This window comes from Streptomyces sp. NPDC057694, from assembly GCF_042799415.1.
In the GTDB taxonomy this organism is placed as follows: Bacteria; Actinomycetota; Actinomycetes; order Streptomycetales; family Streptomycetaceae; genus Streptomyces.
Map to the genome: position 1 here is coordinate 180,752 of NZ_JBHVIX010000011.1, position 23,077 is coordinate 203,828.

Annotated in this window: 18 protein-coding genes; 15 read left to right on the forward strand and 3 right to left on the reverse strand. The window is 72.0% G+C overall.

Going from position 1 to position 23,077, the window contains the following annotated elements; translation table 11 throughout:
• Positions 1 to 50 precede the first annotated feature (50 nt).
• Positions 51 to 1,094, reverse strand: a complete 1,044-nt coding sequence (locus tag ACFVDP_RS24045) for a LacI family DNA-binding transcriptional regulator (RefSeq protein ID WP_383493032.1) — start codon at positions 1,092 to 1,094, stop codon at positions 51 to 53.
• 224 nt (positions 1,095 to 1,318) lie between these two features.
• Between ACFVDP_RS24045 and ACFVDP_RS24050 the strand changes: the two genes are divergently transcribed.
• The 15 genes from ACFVDP_RS24050 to ACFVDP_RS24120 all read left to right on the forward strand — a co-directional run bounded on the left by ACFVDP_RS24050 (position 1,319) and on the right by ACFVDP_RS24120 (position 21,712).
• Positions 1,319 to 2,521: a Gfo/Idh/MocA family protein gene (locus ACFVDP_RS24050; RefSeq protein WP_383493035.1), complete on the forward strand. Its 1,203-nt coding sequence runs from the start codon at positions 1,319 to 1,321 to the stop codon at positions 2,519 to 2,521.
• A complete protein-coding gene (locus ACFVDP_RS24055; protein ID WP_383493038.1) occupies positions 2,518 to 3,441 on the forward strand; it encodes a PmoA family protein in 924 nt (307 codons plus the stop codon). The genes ACFVDP_RS24050 and ACFVDP_RS24055 overlap by 4 nt, the downstream gene beginning before the upstream one ends.
• Complete coding sequence (locus ACFVDP_RS24060; RefSeq protein WP_383493041.1) at positions 3,435 to 4,163, forward strand: cupin domain-containing protein; 729 nt, start codon at positions 3,435 to 3,437, stop codon at positions 4,161 to 4,163. Before ACFVDP_RS24055 ends, ACFVDP_RS24060 begins: the two co-directional genes overlap by 7 nt.
• Before the next feature lie 209 nt (positions 4,164 to 4,372).
• Entirely contained in the window at positions 4,373 to 5,701 is a 1,329-nt protein-coding gene (locus tag ACFVDP_RS24065) for an ABC transporter substrate-binding protein (protein ID WP_383493044.1), read from the forward strand.
• Positions 5,698 to 6,663: a carbohydrate ABC transporter permease gene (locus tag ACFVDP_RS24070; protein ID WP_383493047.1), complete on the forward strand. Its 966-nt coding sequence runs from the start codon at positions 5,698 to 5,700 to the stop codon at positions 6,661 to 6,663. The genes ACFVDP_RS24065 and ACFVDP_RS24070 overlap by 4 nt, the downstream gene beginning before the upstream one ends.
• Entirely contained in the window at positions 6,660 to 7,526 is an 867-nt protein-coding gene (locus ACFVDP_RS24075; RefSeq protein ID WP_383493050.1) for a carbohydrate ABC transporter permease, read from the forward strand. The genes ACFVDP_RS24070 and ACFVDP_RS24075 overlap by 4 nt, the downstream gene beginning before the upstream one ends.
• A 6-nt stretch (positions 7,527 to 7,532) precedes the next feature.
• Positions 7,533 to 8,147, forward strand: coding sequence for a hypothetical protein (locus tag ACFVDP_RS24080; protein ID WP_383493052.1), 615 nt, complete (start codon positions 7,533 to 7,535; stop codon positions 8,145 to 8,147).
• A 34-nt stretch (positions 8,148 to 8,181) separates the two neighbouring features.
• Complete coding sequence (locus ACFVDP_RS24085; protein ID WP_383493055.1) at positions 8,182 to 9,984, forward strand: glycoside hydrolase family 2 TIM barrel-domain containing protein; 1,803 nt, start codon at positions 8,182 to 8,184, stop codon at positions 9,982 to 9,984.
• A gap of 121 nt (positions 9,985 to 10,105) precedes the next feature.
• Positions 10,106 to 13,234 carry a discoidin domain-containing protein gene (locus ACFVDP_RS24090; RefSeq protein ID WP_383493058.1) on the forward strand — a complete coding sequence of 1,043 codons (3,129 nt, stop codon included), beginning with the start codon at positions 10,106 to 10,108 and terminating at the stop codon, positions 13,232 to 13,234.
• A 131-nt stretch (positions 13,235 to 13,365) separates the two neighbouring features.
• Complete coding sequence (locus ACFVDP_RS24095; RefSeq protein WP_383493060.1) at positions 13,366 to 14,229, forward strand: ABC transporter ATP-binding protein; 864 nt, start codon at positions 13,366 to 13,368, stop codon at positions 14,227 to 14,229.
• Entirely contained in the window at positions 14,226 to 15,209 is a 984-nt protein-coding gene (locus ACFVDP_RS24100) for an ABC transporter substrate-binding protein (RefSeq protein ID WP_383493063.1), read from the forward strand. The genes ACFVDP_RS24095 and ACFVDP_RS24100 overlap by 4 nt, the downstream gene beginning before the upstream one ends.
• Before the next feature lie 4 nt (positions 15,210 to 15,213).
• On the forward strand, positions 15,214 to 17,286 hold the full coding sequence (locus tag ACFVDP_RS24105) for an iron ABC transporter permease (protein WP_383493065.1): 2,073 nt from the start codon (positions 15,214 to 15,216) through the stop codon (positions 17,284 to 17,286).
• Between the two features lie 261 nt (positions 17,287 to 17,547).
• Entirely contained in the window at positions 17,548 to 19,050 is a 1,503-nt protein-coding gene (locus ACFVDP_RS24110) for a flavin-containing monooxygenase (protein ID WP_383493068.1), read from the forward strand.
• A gap of 33 nt (positions 19,051 to 19,083) precedes the next feature.
• Positions 19,084 to 20,052 carry a diiron oxygenase gene (locus ACFVDP_RS24115; protein ID WP_383493071.1) on the forward strand — a complete coding sequence of 323 codons (969 nt, stop codon included), beginning with the start codon at positions 19,084 to 19,086 and terminating at the stop codon, positions 20,050 to 20,052.
• A 52-nt stretch (positions 20,053 to 20,104) separates the two neighbouring features.
• Positions 20,105 to 21,712: an FAD-dependent oxidoreductase gene (locus ACFVDP_RS24120; RefSeq protein ID WP_383493073.1), complete on the forward strand. Its 1,608-nt coding sequence runs from the start codon at positions 20,105 to 20,107 to the stop codon at positions 21,710 to 21,712.
• Between the two features lie 30 nt (positions 21,713 to 21,742).
• Here the strand turns inward: ACFVDP_RS24120 and ACFVDP_RS24125 are convergent, their stop codons facing one another.
• Positions 21,743 to 22,432 (reverse strand): TetR/AcrR family transcriptional regulator, encoded by a 690-nt coding sequence (locus ACFVDP_RS24125; RefSeq protein ID WP_383493076.1) that lies wholly within the window; start codon positions 22,430 to 22,432, stop codon positions 21,743 to 21,745.
• Positions 22,433 to 22,510: 78 nt separating this feature from the next.
• Positions 22,511 to 22,924, reverse strand: a complete 414-nt coding sequence (locus tag ACFVDP_RS24130) for a rodlin (RefSeq protein WP_383493274.1) — start codon at positions 22,922 to 22,924, stop codon at positions 22,511 to 22,513.
• Between the last annotated feature and the right edge of the window lie 153 nt (positions 22,925 to 23,077).

The following is a 23,077-nucleotide window of genomic DNA, read 5'->3' on the forward strand; positions in this document are numbered from 1 at the left end:
ATGGGGAGGTGCTTGTCGTCAAGCAGACGAGAGGGAGGGGATCGGCTCGGCTACAGCGTCACCTCCGTGCGACCGCCCAGCGTGGATTCACGGGCCTGAAGCGTGTGCGGAGCCGTGTGGACCTCGAAGGGGAGCGGGGTCTCGGCCCCGATCCGGGCGGCGAGGCACCGCACGGCCAAGGAGGCGATGGCCGTCTTGTCGGGGACGACGGACGTCAGGGACGGAGTGCAGTACGCGGCCTCCTGCGACCCGTCGACGCCGACCAGGGCGATGTCCTCGGGAACCCTCAACCCGCCCTCGAATACGCCGCGTTGAGCGCCGACGGCGAGCGTGTCGCTGAAGCAGAAGACGGCGTCGGGGCGGTCGTCCGCCGGCAGTGCGAGCAGGGTGCGCATCGCGGCGAGACCGTTGGGCCGGTCGAACTCCCCGATCGTGGGCGCCAGCCGGGGATCGAAGGGCAGGCCGGCCTCGTGCAGCGCCGTCTGATACCCCGCCAGCCGCTGGCGGCTCGTCGCGGACCCCTTGCGGTCCGCCCCGATCGCGGCGATCCGCGTACGGCCCAGAGCGATCAGATGGGCCGTCGCGTCCCGGGCCGCGCCCGCGTTGTCGATCAGGACGTGGTCCGCGCCGACCCGCTCGCCCTCGTAACTGCGCTCGCCGAGCAGGACCAGAGGCAACTCGCTCGCCACCGGCGCCAGTTCGGTGGCCGAGACGTGCAGCGGTGACAGGATCACGCCGTCGAGCAGCGACGCGCTCACTCCGGTGGCGAGCCGCAGCTCCTCCGCCGGGTCCCCGAGCGTCTCCTCGATCAGGACGGTCAGGCCGAGCGCCGTCGCCTCGGTGCGTACGTGGTGGGCGAGTTCGGCGAAGTAGGGCGTCGTCAGCTGCGGCACGGCCAGCGCGATCAGCCCGCTGCGCCCCGTGCGCAGCCGCCGGGCCGTGGGGTTGGGGCGGTAACCCAGGTCACGGACGGCCCTCAGCACCCGCTCCCGCGTCGCCGGGGCCACCTTGGGTGCCTCGCGTACAACGTTGGAAGCCGTCTTGATGGAAACCCCCGCGAGTTCCGCCACGTCCTTGAGTGTCACTGCTCGCACAAACCCGTCCCCTTCCTGGAGTTTTCCAGATTATGCATGCTCAGAGGGGTGTTGTGAGGGCGGGGCGGCGACTTGAAGTTGTTTCCGTCCGGAGGGTTGACCCTGCGGAGACATGGCGGTTACAACGTTGGAACGCATTCATGGCAAGCGCTTGCTGTCGAGGTCGCTCGCCCGGCGCTTTCATCCGCCTTGATCCATCCGCCTGTCCGACGAGAGGGTCCGTCATGTCCCCGCAAGGTCCGAAGACTCCGCTGCGCACGGCCGTGGTCGGCGCCGGCGGGATCGCCCGCGGCAGTCATCTGCCCGCGCTGCGCACGCTCGCCGAGGAGGGTGAGACGGAGATCGTGGCCGCCGTCGACGTGAACGACGCGGCGGTGCGGTCTCTGGCCGAGGAGTTCGCGATTCCCTACGCGTCGACGGACCTCGACGCGATGCTCGCCGAGGTCCGCCCGGACCTCGTGGTGCTGTGCACCCCGCCCGCCGTGCACCGGGAACAGTCCGTGGCCGCGCTCAAGGCCGGCGCGTGGGTGTGGTGCGAGAAGCCGCCGTGCCCCTCGCTGGCGGACTACGACGCCGTCGAAGCGGTCGAGAGCGGTGACGACAGCGCACCGTACGCCTCGATCGTCTTCCAGCACCGCTTCGGCTCCGGCGCACGGCATGTGCGACGGCTGCTGCGGGAGGGCGCCTTCGGGCGGCAGTTGGTGGCGCACTGCCAGACCACCTGGTACCGGGACACCGCCTACTACGCGGTTCCGTGGCGCGGCCGGTGGGCGACCGAGGGCGGCGGCCCGGCCATGGGGCACGGCATCCACCAGACCGATCTGCTGCTCGACCTCATGGGCCCCTGGTCCGAGGTGCGCGGCATGGCGGCGCGGCTGGTGCACGACGTGGAGACCGAGGACGTCTCCACAGCCCAGGTCCGCTTCGCCGACGGCGCCGTCGCCACGGTCGTCAACAGCGTGCTCAGCCCGGACGAGGTCAGCCGCATCCGGATCGACTGCGAGCGCGCGACGATCGAACTCACCCACCTCTACGGCTACGGCAACGCCGACTGGCGGATCACCCCGGCCCCCGGCGTCAGCGACGAAGAGGCCGCCGCCTGGCGGGACTTCGGCACCGACGAGCCCAGCTCGCACCTGGCCCAGCTGCGTGCCCTGGTCGCCGACATCAAGGCCGGCCGGCGCCACCCGACCAGCGGCGAGGGCGGCCGCCGCACGCTGGAGTTCATCACCGCCCTGTACAAGTCCGCGTTCACCGACGCGACGGTCCGGGCCGGGGACATCGGCCCCGGCGACCCCTATTACACCGCCCTGCACGGCGACGCTCCCGGCTGGGCGCCCGCCGCGACGGAGAACGCGCCCACAGAGAACGCACCCGCAGAAGACGCGCTCACGGAAGCCGCCCCCACGGAAGAGGCCCAGGCATGACGCTCGCACTGACCCACGCCCACGGCGACCGCATCACCGTGGTCCACGAGCCCACCGGCACCGAGCTGTTCGCCTACGTGTACCGCCCGGAAGCCGCGTGGGAGGCGCCCAAGCCCTACCTGCACCCGATCCGCACCCTGTCCGGCGCCCTGGTCACCGACTACCGGCCCAACGACCACCGCTGGCACAAGGGATTGCAGCTCACCGCCTCGCACCTGTCGGGCCAGAACCTGTGGGGCGGCAACACCTACGTGCACGGCGAGGGCTATCTCCCGCTGCACGAGAAGATCGGCTCGATGGCGCACGTCGGCTTCGACGAGGTCTCCGCCGACGGCGACCGGGCCGCGATCGCCGAGCGCCTCACCTGGCACCCGTACGACGGTGAGCTGTGGGCCGACGAGGAGCGCCGTCTGGAGGTCTCCCACCTCGACGCCGAGACCGGCTGCTGGTCGCTGACCTGGACCTCGTCCGTCACCAACCGCCGCGCCGAGCCGCTGCGCTTCGGCAGCCCCACCACCCACGGCCGCCCCGCCGCCGGGTACACCGGACTGTTCTGGCGCGGTCCGCGGGCCTTCCGCGACGGGCAGGTGTTCAGCGCCGAGGCCGACAGCGGCGACCTGATGGGGACCCAGGCTCCGTGGCTGGCGTACGTAGGTGAGCACGACGGGCGGGACGGACACGCGACGCTGATCTTCGAGCACGCGGCGGCCAACGACCACGCGGGGGAGAAGGGGACGCACCCGGCGCACTGGTTCGTGCGCAGCGACCCGTTCGCCGCGGTCGCCCCGTCCTGGGCGTTCCACGACGAGCTGGTCCTCGCCCCCGGCGACACGCTCACCCGCTCCTACCGGGTGACCGTCGCCGACGGCGCCTGGGACCGCGAGCGGGTCGCCGCGCAGGTCGAGGGGACCGCGTGGTGAGCGCCGCGTACGACGGCTTCCCCGCCGCGGTCGGCGTCTCCCGGCTGAAGGTCTACGACTGGCCCACCGTCGAGGGCCTGCCCGGCGGCGGCACCCCGCACCTCCACCTCGCGTGCAGCGAGGGATACGTGGTCATCGGCGGGCGCGGCCGGGTGCAGACCCTGACCCTGTCCGGGTACGAGGAGACTCCTCTGGAGGCGGGCACCGTCGCCTGGTTCACGCCCGGCACGATCCACCGACTCGTCAACGACGGGGAGTTGGAGATCACCGTAGTGATGCAGAACAGCGGGCTGCCCGAGGCGGGCGACGCCGTGCTCACCCTCCCGCAGGACCTGCTCGGCGACCCCGACACCTATGCGGACGCCGTCCGCATCCCGGGCGACGTCCCCGAGGCCGAGCAGGTGAAGATCGCGCGGGCCCGCCGGGACCTGGCGACCCGCCGCTTCCTGGAACTGCGCTCCGCCACCGAACAGGGCGACCTCGCGCCCCTGGAGGCGTTCCAGCGGGCCGCCGCCGCGCTGGTCCGGCCCCGCATCGACGGCTTCGAGCAGCGCTGGCGCGACGGCGCGCAGGCCGCCGCGGCCGCCACCGGGGCCCAGCTGGAGGCGTTGCGCGAGGGACGTACCGACCACCTCGCGCACGCGGCCGTCACGGCCACCGGGCCCACCGCACGCGGCCGGTTCGGCATGTGCGGCCGGCTCGACGTCTACCCCGGCATCTGACCCGACCGTCCCGGCGACCGGCATGCGTCCCGGCGCCCGACGTCCGCCGCGTGCTCCGGCATCCGGCGTCCGCCCGGGCTCTCGGCGCACCCCCGACGGTCGCGGGCCGCACCACGGCCCGCGACCACCGGGCCCGCGCCTCCCGGTCCCCGCTCCTCCCACCTCTCCGCACCCGCCACCCGCACCCGCCACCCACCAGGAGGGCCTCCATGCCCGAGCCCCCGAGCCGCCGCTTCCCGCGCCGGGCCGTTCTCGCCACGGCCGCCGTCGCACTCAGCACCGCACTGACCGGCACGCTCTCCGCCTGCTCCGGCGCGAGCGGCGCGGGGTCGCACGGCGTCACGATCACCTTCACCTGGTGGGGCAACGACGACCGTGCGTCCCGCACCGTGAAGGCCGTACGCCTCTTCGAGAAGGAGCACCCCGGCGTCACCGTCCGCACCTCCACCGCCGACTTCGGCGCCTACATGCAGAAGCTGGCCACCCAGGCGGCCGGCGGCGGCATTCCCGACGTCGCGCAGCTCGACTACCGCCAGATCTCGCAGTACTCCGACGGCGACGCGCTGCTCCCGCTCGACAAGGCGATCGCCGACAAGGCGATCCGCACGTCCGAGATGGACAAGGAACTGGTGCGCACCGGCACCTTCAAGGGCACGCAGTACGCCATGCCGATGGGCCGCGGCATCACCGGATACGCGTACGACTCCAAGCTCTACAAGAAGGCGGGCATCCCCACGCCCGGACCCGACTGGACCTGGGAGGACTTCGCCGAGGCGAACAAGAAGATCGCCGCCCTCGGCCTGAAGTCGCCGGACGGGCGGCACGTCGCCGGTTCCAACGACGGCGGTACCAACGAGGACGTCTTCGAGGACTGGCTGCGCAGCCACGGCGGGAAGCTCTACGCGAGCCAGACCCGGCTGGGCTTCACCGAGGACGACCTCACCGCGTTCTGGACGTACTTCAACGACCAGCGCAAGCAGGGCGCCGTCGCCCAGGCCGAGGACACCGTGCAGGCCGACAGCACCGAGTGGACGCCCATCGGACGCGGGCTCGCCGCCGCCGACTACACCTGGGACGCCACCTTCCCCGGCTATCCGGCCCTGCTCGGCGACCAGGTCCGCCTCGCCCCGGTGCCCACCATCGACGGCCGCGCGGGCAACTACTTCAAGCCGTCGATGCTGCTCGGCGTCGGCTCGCACACCCCACACCCCAAGGAGGCGACCGAGTTGATCGACTTCCTCCTCAACGACAAGCGGGCCGGCGACATCCTCGGCTTCACCCGCTCCACCCCGCCCAACCGCACGATCGCCGCCCGTGTGGGCAAGACCCTCAAGGGCCCCGAGCTGGACATCTACCGCTACGGCCGGCAGATGGAGAAGTACGGGGTCGACGCGCCGCCCGCGGCCCCGCCCCGCGGCGACGTCGCGATCCAGACCGCCTTCGGCCGCAACTACCAGCGCGTCATGTACGACATGGCCTCTCCGCGCGAGGCGGCCCGTGAGTTCATCGACGAGGCGAACCGGGAGCTGAGGTCATGACAACGGTGTCGACCGAGGCGCCCGCGCGCGCCGACCGCACGACGAAGCCCCGGCCCAAGAGCGAACGGCGCCGCCGCCGTGAACAGCGCTGGCCCGCCTACGTGTTCCTGACTCCCTGGATGATCGGCGCCGTCGTGCTGACGCTGATCCCGATGGTGGTCTCGCTGTACCTGTCCTTCACCGACTACAACCTCTTCGACCCACCGCACTGGGTGGGCCTGCGCAACTACACCGAGATGCTCACCGAGGACCCCCGCTACTGGCGCTCGGTCGGCACCACCCTCCTCTACGTCGTGATCGCCGTCCCGCTCAAGCTGGGACTCGCGCTCGGCGCGGCGATGCTCCTGAAGAACCTCGGCCGCGGCCGCGCCTTCTACCGCTCCGCCTTCTACGCGCCCTCGCTGCTCGGCGCGAGCATGTCGATCGCCCTGGTGTGGCGCGCCCTCTACAACGACGGCGGCACGATCCCGAACCTGCTCGACTCGATCGGCATCCACACCGGCGGCTGGGTCGGCAACCCCGACCTCGCGATCTACGTCGTGGTCGCCCTGACGGCCTGGCAGTTCGGCGCCCCGATGGTCATCTTCCTGGCGGGGCTCCAGCAGATATCGCCCGACCTCTACGAGGCCGCCGCCCTCGACGGCGCGGGCCGCTGGCGGCAGTTCGTCTCCATCACGGTGCCGATGCTGTCCCCGGTCGTCTTCTTCAACCTGGTCCTGGAGATGATCCAGTCCTTCCAGGTGTTCACCCCGGCCTTCGTGGTCAGCAACGGCAGCGGCCGTCCCGCCGACTCGATCAACTTCTACACGCTGTACCTGTACGAGCGCGGCTTCACCGCCTCCCACATGGGCTACGCGGCGGCGATGGCCTGGCTCCTGCTGATCGCCATCGGCGTCATCACCCTGATCCTGTTCCGGACCTCCAGGTCCTGGGTCTTCTACGCGGACGAGGAGGGGCGATGAGTCTCACCGCCAAGAACCTGACGGGCAGCGGCCCGAACCTCAGGCGGCGGCTGCCGCACGTGATCGCGCTGGTGTCCCTGCTGGTGCTCCTCTACCCGCTGGCCTGGCTGCTCGCGACGTCCCTGAAACCGGCCGACGAGGTGGTGACCAGCCTCGACCTGTGGCCCAGCCACCTGGAGTGGTCCAACTACACCACCGCTCTGGACGGCGTGTCCGGTGTCAGCGTGACCCGGCTGCTCGGCAACTCGCTGACGATCGCGGTCGGCGCCGTCATCGGCAACGTCCTGTCCTGCTCGCTGGCCGCGTACGCCTTCGCCCGGCTGCGGTTCAGGATGCGCGGCCCGATGTTCGGCTTCATGGTCGCGACGCTGATGCTGCCCCACCACGTCGTCCTGATCCCGCAGTACATCATCTTCAACCGGCTCGGCCTGGTGGACACCTACTGGCCGCTGATCCTGCCGAAGTTCCTCGCCACCGAAGCGTTCTTCGTCTTCCTCATCGTCCAGTTCATGCGCGGGCTGCCCCGCGAACTGGAGGAGTCGGCACGCATCGACGGCTGCGGCCCGTTCCGCACCTACTGGGCCATCACGCTGCCGCTGAGCCGGCCGGCCCTGATCACCACGGCCATCTTCACCTTCATCTGGACGTGGAACGACTTCTTCACGCAGATGATCTATCTGTTCGCGCCGGAGAAGTTCACCATCACCCTGGCGCTGCGCAGCTTCGTCGACCAGTCGAGCACCTCGGCGTACGGGCCCATGTTCGCCATGTCGGTGATCTCCGTGCTGCCCATCGTGCTCTTCTTCTTCGTCTTCCAGCGCTACCTGGTGCAGGGCATGGCGACCTCCGGACTGAAGGGCTGACCCACCATGGCCAGGACAACCACCGCGCCACCGCCGCAGCGCCGGGAACCCGGCGAGGTCTTCAGCGCCGGATTCACGATGTTCGCCGACATGCTCCTGATCGGGCTGCTCACGACCCTCGCCTGTCTGCCCGTCGTCACCGCGCCGGCCGCGTTCGCCGCCGCCTCGGGCACCCTGCGGCGGGCCGCGGAGACCGGCACCCCGGCCGACGTCGGCGCCTTCGTGCGCCGACTGCGCGCCCGGACGACCGTGCGCTCGCTCGCCGCCGGACTGCTGCTGCCGCTCGTCGCCGTGGTCGTCCTCGTCGACGCCGCCCTCCTGCGCAGCGACCTGCCCGGCGCCGCGCTCATGGCCCCCGCGCTCGTCCTGCTCACCCTCGGCGGCGCGGTCGTCGCCCTGCGCTGCACAGCCCTCCCGGAGGACAGCCAACTCTCGCTCCGCGCAGGTCTGTTGCGTGCACTCGGTGACCCGCGGGGGAGCGCCCTGCTGCTCGCCGCGGTGGTCCTCGCCGGGCTGCTGATGTGGTCGACGCCGCTGCTGCTCCCGCTCCTGCCCGGACCACTGGCCTTCGCCGCGACCGTCGTCGACCTGCGCGCCCCCGCGCCCGGCGCGCGCGACTGAACCGCCCTCCGCACGATTCCACCGGAGTTCCCCGATGCACCACACCCACCTCGACGCCGCCGGCCACCCCCGCCCGCAGCTCGTCCGCGACCCCGACTGGCGCGACCTGAGCGGACCGTGGGGCTTCGCCCACGACGACGCGGACCTCGGCCGCCGGGCCCGCTGGATGGACCCCGGCGTCACCGCCCCCTTCACCGCCACCATCACCGTGCCCTACCCGCCCGAGTCCCCGGCCTCCGGCATCCACGACACCGGCCTCCACCCGGTCGTCTGGTACCGCCGCACCGTCGACCTGACCCGGCCCGCGGCCGGCCGGCGCCTGCTGCTGCACTTCGGCGCCGTCGACCACCGGGCCGACGTCTGGCTCGACGGCCGGCCCGTCGGCCACCACGAGGGCGGGCACACCGGCTTCACCTGCGACCTCACCGACGCCGTCGACCACGACGGCCCCCACGAGATCGTGGTGCGCGCCGAGGACCAGCCCCTCGACCCCACCCAGCCGCGCGGCAAGCAGGACTGGCGCCGTGACCCGCACGTCATCTGGTACCACCGCACCACCGGCATCTGGCAGCCGGTCTGGCTCGAAGAGGTGCCCGACGAACACCTCACGCGCGTCCACTGGACGCCGGACATCGCCCACGCGCGCGTGCACTGCCAAGTACGCCTCAACCACTGGCCGGACGGGCCCCGCAGCCTGACGGTACGGCTCGCGCTTGGCGAGCGGATCCTCGCCGAGCAGCGGATCCGGACCGACCAGCGGGAGACCGCGTTCGACATCACCGTCCCCGCCCTGCGCCACGGCCAGGACCTCGACGACCTGCTGTGGACACCCGAACACCCGCACCTCGTCGACGCGACCGTGACCCTCGACGACGCCGAGGGCGCACCCCTCGACCACGTCACGTCCTACCTCGGACTGCGCGACATCGGCTGGAACGACGGACTGTTCCTCCTCAACCACAAGCCGTACTTCCTCCGGTTCGCCCTCCAGCAGGGCTACTGGCCCGACACCCATCTGGCGGCCCCGGCCGAGGCGCTGCGCCGCGACGCCGAACTCGCCAAGGAGATCGGCCTCAACGGCCTGCGCGTGCACCAGAAGATCGAGGACCCCCGCTTCCTGTACTGGGCGGACCGGCTCGGGCTGCTGCTGTGGGAGGAGATGCCGTCCGCGTACGCCTTCGGGACGACGACCGTCGAGCGTGTGACCCGCGAGTGGACCGAGGCCGTCACCCGCGACCTCGGGCATCCCTCGATCATGGCCTGGATCCCCGTCAACGAGTCCTGGTCCGTGCCCAACCCGGCCGACGTCCCCGCCCAGCGCCACTTCATGGACGCCCTCTACCACCTCACCAAGGCGCTCGACCCCTCCCGGCCCGCCGTCTCCAACGACGGCTGGGAGATCTCACAGGCCGACATCTGGGGCGTGCACGACTACACCCAGGACGCCGCCACCCTGCGCCGCCGCTACGGACACGCCGCGCTGCGCCAGGGCGAGCTGCGCGAACAGTGGCCCGGCGCCAAACGCGTCACCCTCGACGGCGCCGGTTACCACCAACAGCCGGTGGTCCTGAGCGAGTTCGGTGGCGCCACCTTCGAACCGGCCGCGGGGGAGGAGTGGTTCGGCTACGACACCGTGGCCAGCCAGAAGGAATTCGCCGACCGGCTGTCCGGACTCGTCTCGGCCGCCGTCGACTCCGGCCTCGCCGGGTTCTGCTACACGCAGTTCACGGACACGCTCCAGGAGACCAACGGCCTGCTCACCGCGGAGCGCGCACCCAAGCTCCCGGTCGCCGAACTCCGCGCCGTCCTCACCCGCACCCGCCCGGCGTCCGGCTGAGCGCGGCCGCGGGTCGGCCCCCGAAATCACTTCCGTCCCATGCGTTGACGTACGTACGTGCAGGCGTCGACCATGGGGCGGCCCCCTGCTGACAACGTTGTCTTGCGCGAGAGGACCACCCGTGCCGCCCCTGAACACCCCCATCGACCGCAGGCGTCTTCTCCAAGTGCTCGGCCTCACGGGGGCCGCCGCATTCCTGCCGGCCGGCTTCGGTCCGGCGAGCGCTCACGCGGCGTCCGGCACCGCGGCCGCGCCGGACGACATCGCCGCCGTCTACCACCGCGTCCTGCTCCAGCACACCCGCTGGTCGGAGACGCAGTGGGACGAGGCCCAGGGCCACTACACGGCCAAGGACTTCGGGTTCGCCGTGGTCCTCGGCAACGCCCTGCTGCTCACCCACGGCGACTACGACGCCGACCTCGCCGGTGTCGCCCGTGACGAACTCGCCCGGCGCACCGTGGCCACCCTGCGCCACTTCGCCGCCTCGAACCGGCTCACCGGCGGCACCGAATGGGGCCGCACCCTCTTCTTCGACACCACCTTCCAGCTGTACTTCGTCCTCGCCGCCCGGCTCCTGTGGGACGACCTGGACGCCGCCACCCGCGCGAACGTCGACAAGATCACCCGCGAACAGGCCGCGTACACCCAGTCGTTGGGCACCGGGAACGACCCGGCCTCCGGCTCGTGGACGCCCCACGGCCTCGACGGCGGCCACGTGGGCGACACCAAGCTGGAGGAGATGGGGGTGTACGCCCAGTCCCTCGCCCCCGCCCTGGCCTGGGCGCCCGACGACGCCCGCGCCGCCGACTGGTCGGACACGTACGGCCTGTGGTCGCGCAACGAGACCGGGCTGCCGCCCGCCGACCTCGCCAACCCGGCGCTCGTCGACGGGGTGCCGGTCGCGCGCAACACCGCCCGCAACCTCTACGACACGTTCATCGTGGAGAACCACGGCTCCTTCGGCCCCCACTACCAGGAAGAGCTCTGGCGGACCTCGGGCCGCAACGCCGCCCACTTCCTGACCGCCGGCCGTCCTCTGCCCGAGGTGCTCACCCACCAGCCCAGCGGCCCCGCCCTCTGGCGCACCCTGCTCGGCGTCATGAGCGACGCGGGCGAACCGCTGATGCCGATGGTCAACGACCGCGAGCACCTCTACGGCCGTGACGTGATCCCCCTGGCCTTCCTCTCCCAGGTTCTCGGCGACCGCGCCGCGGCCCGCGCGGAGCAGGAGCTGGCCGGACGCCTGGAGGCCTACCAGAAGTACCCGCCCGAGTACCGCCTGGCGAAGTTCTCCGGCGAGCCCAAGTACGAGCCCGAGGCGCGCGCCGAGATCGCCATCAGCTATCTGCTGCACGTCTGGGCGGCCGGCGAGAAGCGGCAGGTGAAGCCGTACTCGCGCGCCGAACTGTTCGCGCACGCGGCGGGCGTGACCGACTTCGGCGACGGCCCCGGGCTGGTCTCCCACCAGTCGACCGCCGCCTGGGCGGGCGCCGTCTCCAAGGCCGGTTTCGTGAAGTTCGCCTGGCAACCGGCCCACGACGACTGGCTGTTCAGGATCAGCGGCGCCACCCCCATGTTCCTGCCCGCCACCACCGGCAAGGTCGGCACACGCACGGTCCGCGTGTACGAGAAGGTGCGCGACGGCTTCGACGGCAGCGCGACCCTGCTCCAACTGGACGGCGGACACGCCGGGTTCACCACCCTGCCCACCGGCTCCGTCGTCTACGCGAGCAGCGGAACGGCGGCGGGGGAGGGCCACGTGGAGCTCCACAACCTCACCCTGCCCGGCATCGCGGGCCTCGAGGGCGAGCGCACCTACCGCTTCGAGGAGGGGAAGGTCTCGGTCACCGCCGCGGACGCGTCCCCGGCGGCGAGCGCCGACGGCCGCGTCGACCGGCTGACGTTCCCGAAGACAGCCGTCCGCCACCTGCGGATGCTGGGCGTACGCCCCGACCCGTCGTACGGATACTCCCTGTACACCTTCGAGGCACGTGCCGGAGCCGGTGCCGAGGACCTGGCCCGCGGCGCGGCGGCGACGGCCTCCTCCGCCGACTCGGGCAAGGCGCCGGGCCTGGCCGTGGACGGCGACGCCGCGACCCGCTGGGCCGTGTCGAAGGCCGAACGGCCGCGCGCGGACAGCTGGCTGGCCGTCGACCTCGGCTCGGCGACGGACGTCACCGAGGTCACCCTGCGCTGGGAGGCCGCGGCGGGCCGCGCCTACCGGATCCAGGGCTCGGCCGACGGCACGGACTGGCAGGACCTCGCCGCCTGGCCGACGCCCGACGCGAGCAGCCGGGGCGGCTGGCTGGACGTCGACGGCAGGGCCGGTCTCGTCGTGCGCGGCACCGACCGGCCGCTGTCCGTCTACGGCGACACGATCGTGCTGGCCGACGGCCCCGCGGCGCCGCTCGTGGTCGAGGGCTTCGCCGAGAAGTCCCCCACACAGCTGCGGGCGCTCGCCCGCGAGGCCGGGCCGACGGCGGAGCACACGGCCGTGCGCGCGGCCCTGACCGACGGTCACCTCAGCCTCTTCAACCTCTCCGGCGACCCCGTCACGACATCGGTCACCGTCCCGCAGCAGGGGCGGCGCGTCGCGGTCTTCGAAGGGACGCAGACGGTGACCGGCACCGGCACGACGTTCGAGGCCCGTCTCGACACGGCCGATGCGCGGCTGCTGCCGACCCGGTTCACCCTCACCCCGGAGAGGGGCGGCGCCCTCCCCGCCGGCCTGCGCGTCGAGGTGGACAACGGGGCCCGGCTGCGGCTCTCCGGCGCCGACACCCGCGTACGGATCGAGGGGCAGGGCCACAGCACCACCGTCACGGTCCACGCCCGCCGGGAGACGGCCGTCGATCTGCGCGGAGCCGCCGCCTACCCGCACCAGGACCGGGCCCTGGGACGCCAGGTGTTCCCCAACAGCCCGCTGCCCGAGGGGATGTCGGACCCGTCCGCGGCCGTCGACGGCGACGAGGGAACCTCGTGGCGGCCCGGCCGCGACGGCCGGCTGGTCGTGGACCTCGGCGCCGTCCAGGGGATCGCCACCGTCGAGGCGCAGTGGACGAACGGCGGCGCACCGGCCGGACGCGTGCAGTTCAGCGACGACGGCATCGACTACCGCGACGCGGGCCGGATCACCGGGCGCGGTCCTGTCCGGCGGCTGTCCACCACGGGGTCGGCGCGCTACGTCGCCTTCCAGGTGGAGGGAGCGGTGGCGGAGCGGATCCGGCTGGTCCGCCTCTCGGTGAGGTGAGGCTCAGTGGTGTGAGGTGAAGTGCTGAAGCGCAGCGGGGGTGCCGGAGTCCGGTACCCCCGCTGTGGCCTGGGGCGACGGCTTTCCGACCCCTGGCGTCAAGCGCGCTTAGGTTAGGCTAACCTTGCCGCGTGCATGGAGCTGAAGAGACCACCAGCGCGGCCGCGCGCCGCCATGGCCACGAACTGTCGGCGACCGACGTCACCGTGGCCTACGAGGGCGTCGACGTCGTCCACGGCGCCGCCATGACGTTGCGGCCCGGCGAAGTGACGGTCCTGGTGGGACCGAACGGCAGCGGCAAGTCGACGCTGCTGCGCACCCTCGCGCGACTGCAGCGCCCCCGGACGGCCACCCTCGTGCTCGACGGCGAGACCGACGGGCTCGCCCTGAGCCCCCGCGACTTCTCCCGCCACGTCGCCCTGCTCACCCAAGGGCGGCCCACGCCCGGCGGGCTGACGGTGCGGGACGTCGTCGAGTTCGGCCGCTACCCCTACCGCGGACGATGGGGCAAATCGGACCCCGGCGGCCGGGAGGCGGTCGACCGCGCGCTCGCCCTCACCGGCGCCGCCGAACTCGCCGACCGCGGGGCCGAGCACCTCTCCGGCGGCCAGTTGCAGCGCGTCTGGCTCGCCGGCTGCCTCGCCCAGGAGACCGGCGTCCTCCTCCTGGACGAACCCACGACCTACCTCGACCTGCGCTACCAGGTCGAACTCCTCGATCTGATGCGGGACCTGGCGGACCATCACGGCATCGCCGTCGGCGCCGTCCTGCACGACCTCGACCAGGCCGCCGCCGTGGCCGACCGGATCCTGCTCCTCGACGCGGGCCGGATCGTCGCGTCCGGCGCCCCCGAGGACGTCCTCACCGGCGACCGGCTCACCACCACGTACGGCATCCGCATCGAGGTCGACACCGACCCCCTCACCGGCCGGCTGCGCACCCGCGCCATCGGCCGTCACCACGAACGAACCGAAAGGGTGCGCACCACCTCATGAGACGACCCCTGATCGCCGCGGCGGCCGCCACCGTCGCGGCCCTCGCCCTGGCCGCCTGCGGCACCACCGAGCCCGCCGCCGACGCCGACGCGAAGAAGAGCGCCGAGCCCATCACGCTGACCGACGCCTCGGGCGCCAAGGTGAAGCTCGACGGTCCCGCGAAGACGGTCGTCGGCACCGAGTGGAACGTCGTCGAGAGCCTGATATCCCTCGGCGTCGACCCGGCGGGCGTCGCCGACGTCAAGGGCTACAAGACGTGGGACAAGGCCGCCCCGCTCACCAACGACGCCAAGGACATCGGCACCCGCGGCGAGCCCAGCATGGACACCGTCGCCGCGATCAAGCCCGACCTCGTCGTCGCCACCACCGATCTCCCGGCGGCCGCCGTCAAGCAGCTGCGCAAGATCGCCCCGGTGCTCACCGTCAACTCCGCCGACGCCTCCGACCCGATCGGGCAGATGACGGAGAACCTCGATCTGATCGCCGAGGCCACCGGCACCACCTCGAAGTCCACCCAGCTGAAGAAGGACTTCGAGGCGAAGCTCGCCGACGGCAAGAAGAAGCTCGCCGACGCCGGGCTGTCGGGCGCCGACTTCGCCTTCGCCGACGGCTACGTCGCCTCCAACCAGGTCTCCGTGCGCCCCTACACCAGCGGTTCGCTGATCGGCGGCGTCAACGAGAAGCTCGGCCTGAAGAACGCCTGGACCGTCAAGGGCGACAAGAGTTACGGCCTCGGCTCCACCGACGTCGAAGGGCTCACCAAGCTCCCCAAGGACGTCCACTTCGCCTACATCGGCAACGACGACGACAAGAACGCCACCCCGTTCGACGGCGTCCTCAAGAAGGACAAGGTCTGGACGTCGCTGTCGTTCGTCAAGAAGGACAACGTGCACCGGCTGCCCGACGGCGTCTGGATGTTCGGCGGGACCGCGTCGATGAGCCGGTACGTCGACTCCGTCGTCGAGGCGCTGACCAAGTAACGCCATGGCCGTCACCACCACCGCTCCCGCCACCCGTCCCAGGGCGGCCGCATCCCGTACGGGAGCGGCCGCGGTGACGGCCGCTCTGCTCGTCCTCGTCGCCGCCCTCGCCGTCGTCGACATCACCCAGGGCACCGCCGCCGTCGGCGCGCCCGAGGTGTGGAAGGCGCTCACCGGCCGGGCCGGCGACGGCGACGCGTCCGTCGTCGTCGCCTCCCGGCTGCCGAGGATGTGCGCCGGACTGCTCGTCGGCGCCCTCCTCGGCGCGGCGGGCGCCGCCCTCCAGCGCATCAGCCGCAACGCCATCGCCTCGCCGGACACCCTCGCCGTCAACGCCGGTTCGTACCTCGCCCTCGGCATCGCCGCCGCCACCGGCGTCTCGCTGCCGCTGCTGGCCTCGTCCGGCATCGCGTTCGTCGGCGGCCTTGCGGCGGCGGCCGTCGTCCTCGGACTGTCCGGCCTCGGCGCCGGCACCGTCCGGCTCATCCTCGCGGGCAGCGCACTCACCCTCGGCCTGAGCGCCGTCACCCAGGCACTGATCCTGCTCTTCCCCGAGCAGACCGAGGGCCTGTACGCCTGGAACCAGGGCAGCATCGCGCAGAACGGCTTCGACGGCGTCCTGCAGATGGCGCCCGTCGGCCTCGCCGGCCTGGCCGGACTGCTGTTGCTCGCCCGCCGCGTCGACGCCCTCGCGCTCGGCGACGACGCGGCGCGCGGCGTCGGCGTCCCCGTCCGCAGCACCCGGGTCGGCGCCGTCGTCCTGTCCGCGCTGCTCTCGACGGCTGCCGTCACCCTCGCCGGTCCCGTCGGCTTCGTCGGCCTGTGCGCACCCGCGCTGGTGCGCCTGCTCACCCGCAGGTTCCACGCGTTCACCAAGTTCCGCAGCGCACTGCCGTTCACGGCACTCACCGGCGCGGCCCTCGTGCTCGGCTCCGACGTGCTGCTGCGCGCCCTGGTGTCCTCGGACACCGCGGTGGCCGTGCCCACCGGAGTCGTCACCAGCCTCGTCGGCGCGGTGTTCCTCGTCGTCCTGGCGGCGCGGGTACGGGACGCGGGCGGCTCGGCCCCGGCCGACCGGCTGCGGCTGCGCGGCCGGAGCGTCGTCGTCGCCACCACGGTGGCCCTGGCCGTCGCCGTGGTCGGCGTGAGCATCGCAGGCGTCCTCCTCGGCGACAGCAAGCTGCTGCTCGGCGACGTCGTCAACTGGGCTCAGGGCAACGCCGGTCGCACGGTCTCCTTCGTCCTGGAGACCCGCGTGCCCCGCGTCCTCGCCGCGCTGCTCGCCGGTACGGCCCTCGCCCTCGCCGGCACCATCGTGCAGGCCGTCACCCGCAACCCCCTCGCCGAACCAGGGGTGCTGGGCGTGACGAACGGCGCCGCGGTGGGCGCCGTGGTCGTGGTCACGTCGACGGCGACGGCCGGCACCTGGGCCGTCGCGGGCGGCGCCTTCGCGGGAGCCGCGCTCAGCGCCCTGGTCGTCTTCGGTCTCGCCGCGCGGGGCGGATTCCAGCAGAACCGCCTCGTCCTCGTCGGCTTCGGCGTCGCCACCGGAGCGGCCGCCCTGACGAGCCTGCTCATCATCCTCACCGACCCGTTCAACGCGACCAAGGCGCTGACCTGGCTCTCCGGATCGACGTACGGGCGCACCTACACCGACTCGCTGCCCCTCGCGCTCGTCCTCGTCGTGGGCATCGCCGTCGCGCTGAGCCGCCGCACCGAACTCGACCTCGTCTCCCTCGACGAGGACACCCCGCGCCTGCTCGGCCTCGGCCTGAGCCGCGCACGGCTCGGCTTCCTCGCCCTCGCCGTCCTGCTCAGCGCCACCGCCGTGGCCGCCGCCGGCACGATCGGCTTCGTCGGTCTCGTCGCCCCGCACGCGGCCCGCGCCCTGGTCGGCCGCCGCCACGTCCGCGTGATCCCGGTCGCCCTGCTGCTCGGCGCCCTGCTCGTCTGCACGGCGGACCTGGTGGGCCGCACCGTGATCGCCCCGGCCCAGCTGGGTGCGGGACTCATGACGGCCGTCATCGGCACCCCGTACTTCATGTATCTGCTGGCGCGGGGCCGCGGAGCGAAGTAATTCGGTGTGCGGGCCCGCCCCGCTCGGGGCCCGCGCACCGCCGATGGCCTGGGACGTCTGCCTGATCCGACGTTATCCCCTCACTCTCATGTGATCCACGTCACGTTACCGGCGGTATCTGAAACACCGTGTCGCAGGTAAATTGCCGTCAACACGCAGTGGAATCACGCGTGCGAGGAAGCGCCGTCGCCCGTGCGGGGACGGCGAACCTCCGCCCCTGCCTCTCCCGGGCCCCGCGAGCGAGAGTGAGGAACCTCCGTCATGGAGCAGCAGCACGTCGACGTCCTGGTCATCGGCGCCGGAATATCCGGTATCAGTGCCGCCCGGCACGTCCTGCGTGACAATCCCGCCGCCTCACTCGTCGTGCTCGAGCGCCGCGCCCGCGTCGGCGGTACCTGGGACCTCTTCCGGTACCCCGGAATTCGCTCCGACTCCGACATGTCCACCTTCGGCTTCGGCTTCCGCCCCTGGCGCGACGCTCGCATCCTCGCCGGTGGCGCCCAGATCCGCCAGTACGTGGAGGACGCGGCAGCCGACGACGGCGTACTGGACCGCGTCCGCTTCGGCCGCCGGGCCGTCAGCGCCGACTTCTCGCACGACACCGGCCGTTGGGCCGTGGAGGTCGAGGACGAGACCACCGGCGAGCACGAGTCGTACAGCGCGGGCTACCTCGTCGGGGCGACCGGCTACTACGACTACGACACCCCCTACCGCCCCGAGTTCCCCGGCGAGGCGGAGTACCAGGGCACCCTGGTCCACCCGCAGCACTGGCCCGAGGACCTGGACCACAGCGGCAAGCGCGTGGTCGTCATCGGCTCCGGCGCCACCGCCATCACCCTGCTGCCCGCCCTGGCCCCCGACGCCGCGCACGTCACCATGCTCCAGCGCTCGCCGACGTACGTCCTGGCGCTGCCCGAGGTCGACCCGCTCACCTCGGTCATGCAGAAGCTGCGGGCCCCCGCCCGGCTGACGTACAGAATCGTCCGCGCCCGCAACATCGCGCTCCAGCGCGGGAGTTACGCCTTCTGCCGCAAGTACCCCCGGCTCGCGCGCAAGGTGCTCATCGGAATGGTGCGCGCCCGGGCCGGCAAGAGCGTCGACATGCGGCACTTCAGCCCGCGGTACAAGCCCTGGGACCAGCGCCTGTGCGTCGTCCCCGGCGGCGACCTGTTCAAGGTGCTCAAGAGCGGCAGGGCGTCGATCGCCACCGATCACATCGACTCCTTCACCGCCGACGGCATCCGCCTGAAGTCCGGCGAGGAACTGAAGGCCGACATCGTCGTCACCGCCACCGGACTGAGCGTCCGGCTCATGGGCGGCATGGCCCTCACCGTCGACGGCAGCCCCGTGGACGTCAAGAACCGCGTGCTCTACAAGGCCGTCCTGCTCGAAGGCGTCCCGAACATGTCCCTCGTCATCGGCTACACCAACGCCTCCTGGACCCTGAAGGCCGACCTGGCGGCCGCGTACACCGCCCGCCTGCTCGCCCACATGCGGCGCCACGGGCACGACATCGCCACCCCGGTGGCCTCCGACGGCGACCGCTCGGAGTTCTCCGTCATGGGCGAGGCCCTGACCTCCGGGTACATCGCCCGGGCCAACGAGGTCATGCCGCGCCAGGGCACCCGCGACCCGTGGCGGCTCTGGAACAACTACTACCGTGACCGCGCCCTGCTCCAGGACGCGCCCCTCGACGACAGCGCCCTGCGCTTCGACAAGGCGGGCGCCCCCGCCGCCCAGGAGACGGCTGCCGACGCCGCCTGACCGTCCGCCCGCACGAGACAACCGAGGACGAAGATGACTGCGAATCCGACCAGGAAGCTCTACGACGAGCGACTGCGGACCCTGTCCGAGGGCTCCGTGAACGTCAACTTCAACGCCTTCATCGACATCAAGTGGGACGATCCCGAGTTCGCCGTGCACCTCGACGACCCGCGCTGGGTGCTCACCAGCGCGGACGCCCTCGGCGCCCACCCCTGGTACCAGGAGCAGTCGCTCGAGACCCAGATCCGCATCGGCGTCTGGCGCTGGGCCGTGATCGCCAAGGTGGGCATGCAGTTCGAGAACCTCCTGATGCGTGGAGCGCTGGACTACATCTACCAACTGGGCAACCAGGACCAGGAGTTCAGGTATCTCACGCACGAGATCACCGAAGAGACCCACCACACCCAGATGTTCCAGGAACTGGTCAACCGCACCGGCGTGGACACCGCCGGCGGAAAGCGCTGGTTCCGCCAGGTCAGCCGGATCCTGCCGGTCTTCGGCTCGCTCTACCCTGAGGCGTTCTTCACCGGCATCCTGGCCGGCGAGGAGCCCATCGACCACCTGCAGAAGGGTGCTCTGCGCAGCGGGGAGCCGGTCCATCCCCTCCCGCAGCGCATCATGCAGATCCACATCGCCGAAGAGGCCCGGCACATCTCCTTCGCCCACGAGTTCCTGCGCCTGCGGGTCCCGGGGTTCGGCAAGGCCCGCCGCGGCGCCCTGTCCGTGCTCTTCCCGCTGATCATGCGGATCCTGTGCGACGTCATCATGATCCCCGACAAGAAGTCCGCCGCCCAGGTCGGCATCCCCGCCTGGGTGGTCAAGGACGTCTTCTGGAAGTCCGAGGCCGGCCAGAAGATGCTCCACGACCTCTTCTCCGACGTGCGCATGCTCGCCGAGGACATCGGCCTGATGAACAAGGTGTCCCGTCCGCTGTGGAAGACCCTGCGCATCGCCGGCCGCCCGGCACGCTTCCGCGGCGAGCCCGCCCTGCACACCGACTGATCTCCCGCCCGAGCCGCACCGCCCCTTTCTCCCGAACGGAGACCAGCCCGCCGTGCCGTACGTCGTCACCCGATCCTGCTGCGCCGACGCCTCCTGCGTGCTGGCCTGCCCGGTCAACTGCATCCACCCCGCGCCCGGCGACCCCGGCTTCGGGACCGCCGAGATGCTGTACGTCGATCCGCGCACCTGCGTGGACTGCGGAGCCTGCACGAGCGCCTGCCCGGTCGACGCGCTGAAGCCGCACACCGCGCTCGGCGCGGCGGAGCTGCCGTTCCTGGAGCTGAACGCCGACTACTACAAGCAGAACCCGCACGACGACCGCACGCCCATGTACGTTCTGCCCAAGCAGCGCAGCCTCCCGGCGGGAGACCTGTCCGTCGCCGTCGTCGGCGCCGGGCCCGCCGGTCTCTTCGCCGCCGACGAACTGCTGCGCCACCCGGGCGTGCGCGTCACGGTGTACGACCGCCTCCCGACGCCGTACGGCCTCGCACGGGCCGGTGTCGCACCGGACCACCAGGACACCAAGCAGGTCACCGAGCTGTTCCGGACGATCGAGTCGCAGCCGGGCTTCGGCTACCGCCTCGGGGTCGAGATCGGCACCACCCTCACGCACACCGACCTCCTGCGCGAACATCACGCGGTGATCTACGCGGTCGGTGCCGCGACCGACAAACGCCTCGGCATCGACGGTGAGGACCTGCCGGGCAGCGTCTCCGCGACGGACTTCGTCGCCTGGTACAACGGCCACCCCGACCGCGCCCACGACCACTACGACCTGGACACCGAGCGCGCCGTCGTCGTCGGCAACGGCAACGTCGCTCTCGACGTCGCCCGGATCCTCACCGCCGATCCCGAGGCCCTGGCCCGCACCGACATCTCCGACCGCGCGCTCGCCGCGCTCCGCACGAGCAAGGTCCGCGAGGTCGTCCTGCTGGGCCGCCGCGGACCCGCCCAGGCCGCGTTCACCGTGCCCGAACTCCTCGCGCTCGCCGGGCTCGAGGACGTGGACGTCAGCGTCGAGGGCTGGCCCGAAGGACTGGAGCCCGACACGGACGACAGGACCCGGCTGCTGTCACAGCTGGCGGCCCGCACCCCGGTCGAAGGGCGCCGCCGCATCGTGCTGCGCTTCCTGACCAGCCCCGTCCGGCTCACCGGCGAGGCCTCCGTGCGAGCCCTGGAGGTCGCCGCCACGGCGCTGCACACCGACGAGGACGGCACCGTCCGCGCCCGCCCCACCGGAGAGACCCGCACCCTGGAGACCGGCCTCGTCCTGCGGGCCGTCGGGTACCGGGCCCGGCCCGTCCCCGGCCTGCCCTTCGACGAGACGAGCGCGACCGTTCCGCACGAGGCCGGCCGGGTCGAGCCCGGCGTCTATGTCGCGGGGTGGATCAAGCGCGGGCCGACCGGCTTCATCGGCACGAACAAGACCTGCGCCCAGGAGACGGTCGAGACGCTGCTGGACGACTTCTCCGCGGGACACCTCACGCGGCCGGTGCACGGCGTCGGCACGGTGACACAGGCCCTGGGCCTGGAGGAGTGGCGCACGATCGACCGCGCGGAACGGGCGGCGGGTGAGGCCCAGGGCCGCCCCCGCGTCAAGTTCACGGACACCGATTCGCTGCACGAGGCCGCGCGGACGGCTGGGGCGGTACGCGCCTGACCGCCGCGACCAGGACACCGGCCGGCGGGCTCAGGCCCCCTCCAGGTCGGCCACCCGATGCTGCGGCGACAGCTCCACGCCGAGGTCCCGCAGCGTCGCCTCCAGCACCGCCCAGACCGAGCGGCACAGCATCACGCGCAGCTCCTTCTCGGAGACCTCGGGCTCGGGGTCGCGCACCCACTGGTCGACCGAGGTGTCCACGAATCCGACGATGCCCACCGCGACCGAACGGATCGGTGCCTGCGGGACCCCGAGCGCCTTCAGTACGTCCCCGAACCGCTCGCTCAGCATCAGCGCGATGGCCGTCTTGGTGTCCGCAACCAGAGATCCGTCGCCCATCGAGTGCTCCCCGACGCCCATGTACGCGTACAGGCGCGGGTGTTGCGCCACCCAGTCCAGATGGGCGCCCACCACGCGCTCCACGGACTCCTCGATCGTCCCGTCGAAGGTGAGGGTGGGCTCCATCCGCCGCATGAAGGACTCCACCACCCGCCGGCGGATCAATTCGTCCAGCGTGGCGCGGTCCTTGAAGTGCCGGTAGAGCACCGACCGGGGCAGGCCCACGCGCTCCGCCAGACGCTGCACCCGGAAGCGGGCGCCCTCGTCCTCGATGAGGGCGACCGCGGCGTCCACCAACTCGACCTGACGCTGCGCCTTGTGCTCGTCCCACCGGGTGGAGCGCCCGTCGATCTGCGGCTCGCCGCCGGTTCTGTCCGCCATTCGGTCAGGATATCGGGACAGGTGTGCGGACGGCTGCGGTCCGCAGGGGTCCACAGCCGTCCGCTACGCGTGGCCGCGTCAGCCGTTGTGCACGCCGTTGCCCGAGAGGACCGGGATGCTGTCGACGAGGTGCGAGGCGGGCTCGTCGCCCTTGGCCTGCGTCGAGCCGTCGGCGCACTGCTGGTTCTGCGGGGCGGACAGGACGGGGATGTCCTGCGCGGCGACGGGCACGAGGATCCCGACGAGCGAGCCGACGTTGGCCTTCGCGGGCACGCCGACACAGAGCTTGTTCAGCGAGCCCTGGACCGCGCCGACCTGCGGGCTCTGCGCGCCGTCCGTGGTGGAGTTGCCGACCTCCGACTGGGAGGCGTTGCCGCTGGCCGAGGTGGTGCCCTGGTCGTCCCCGATCGCGAGAGCCTGACCGGCGCCCGCGGCGGAGATGCCGACGACGGAGGTGGCGAGGGCGGCCGAGGCCATGACCTTCTTCAGCATGTGTATTTCCTTGGTCATCAGAGATGGATCACTGCGCCCGAAGTAACGGGGAGCCGGGCCCGGAGGTTGCGCTGATCCACTCCATCGATCCATCGCGGCGGTCCGGCTGACGCCGTGGGACCCGCCTTTCGAACATGACCCGGACACGAGATA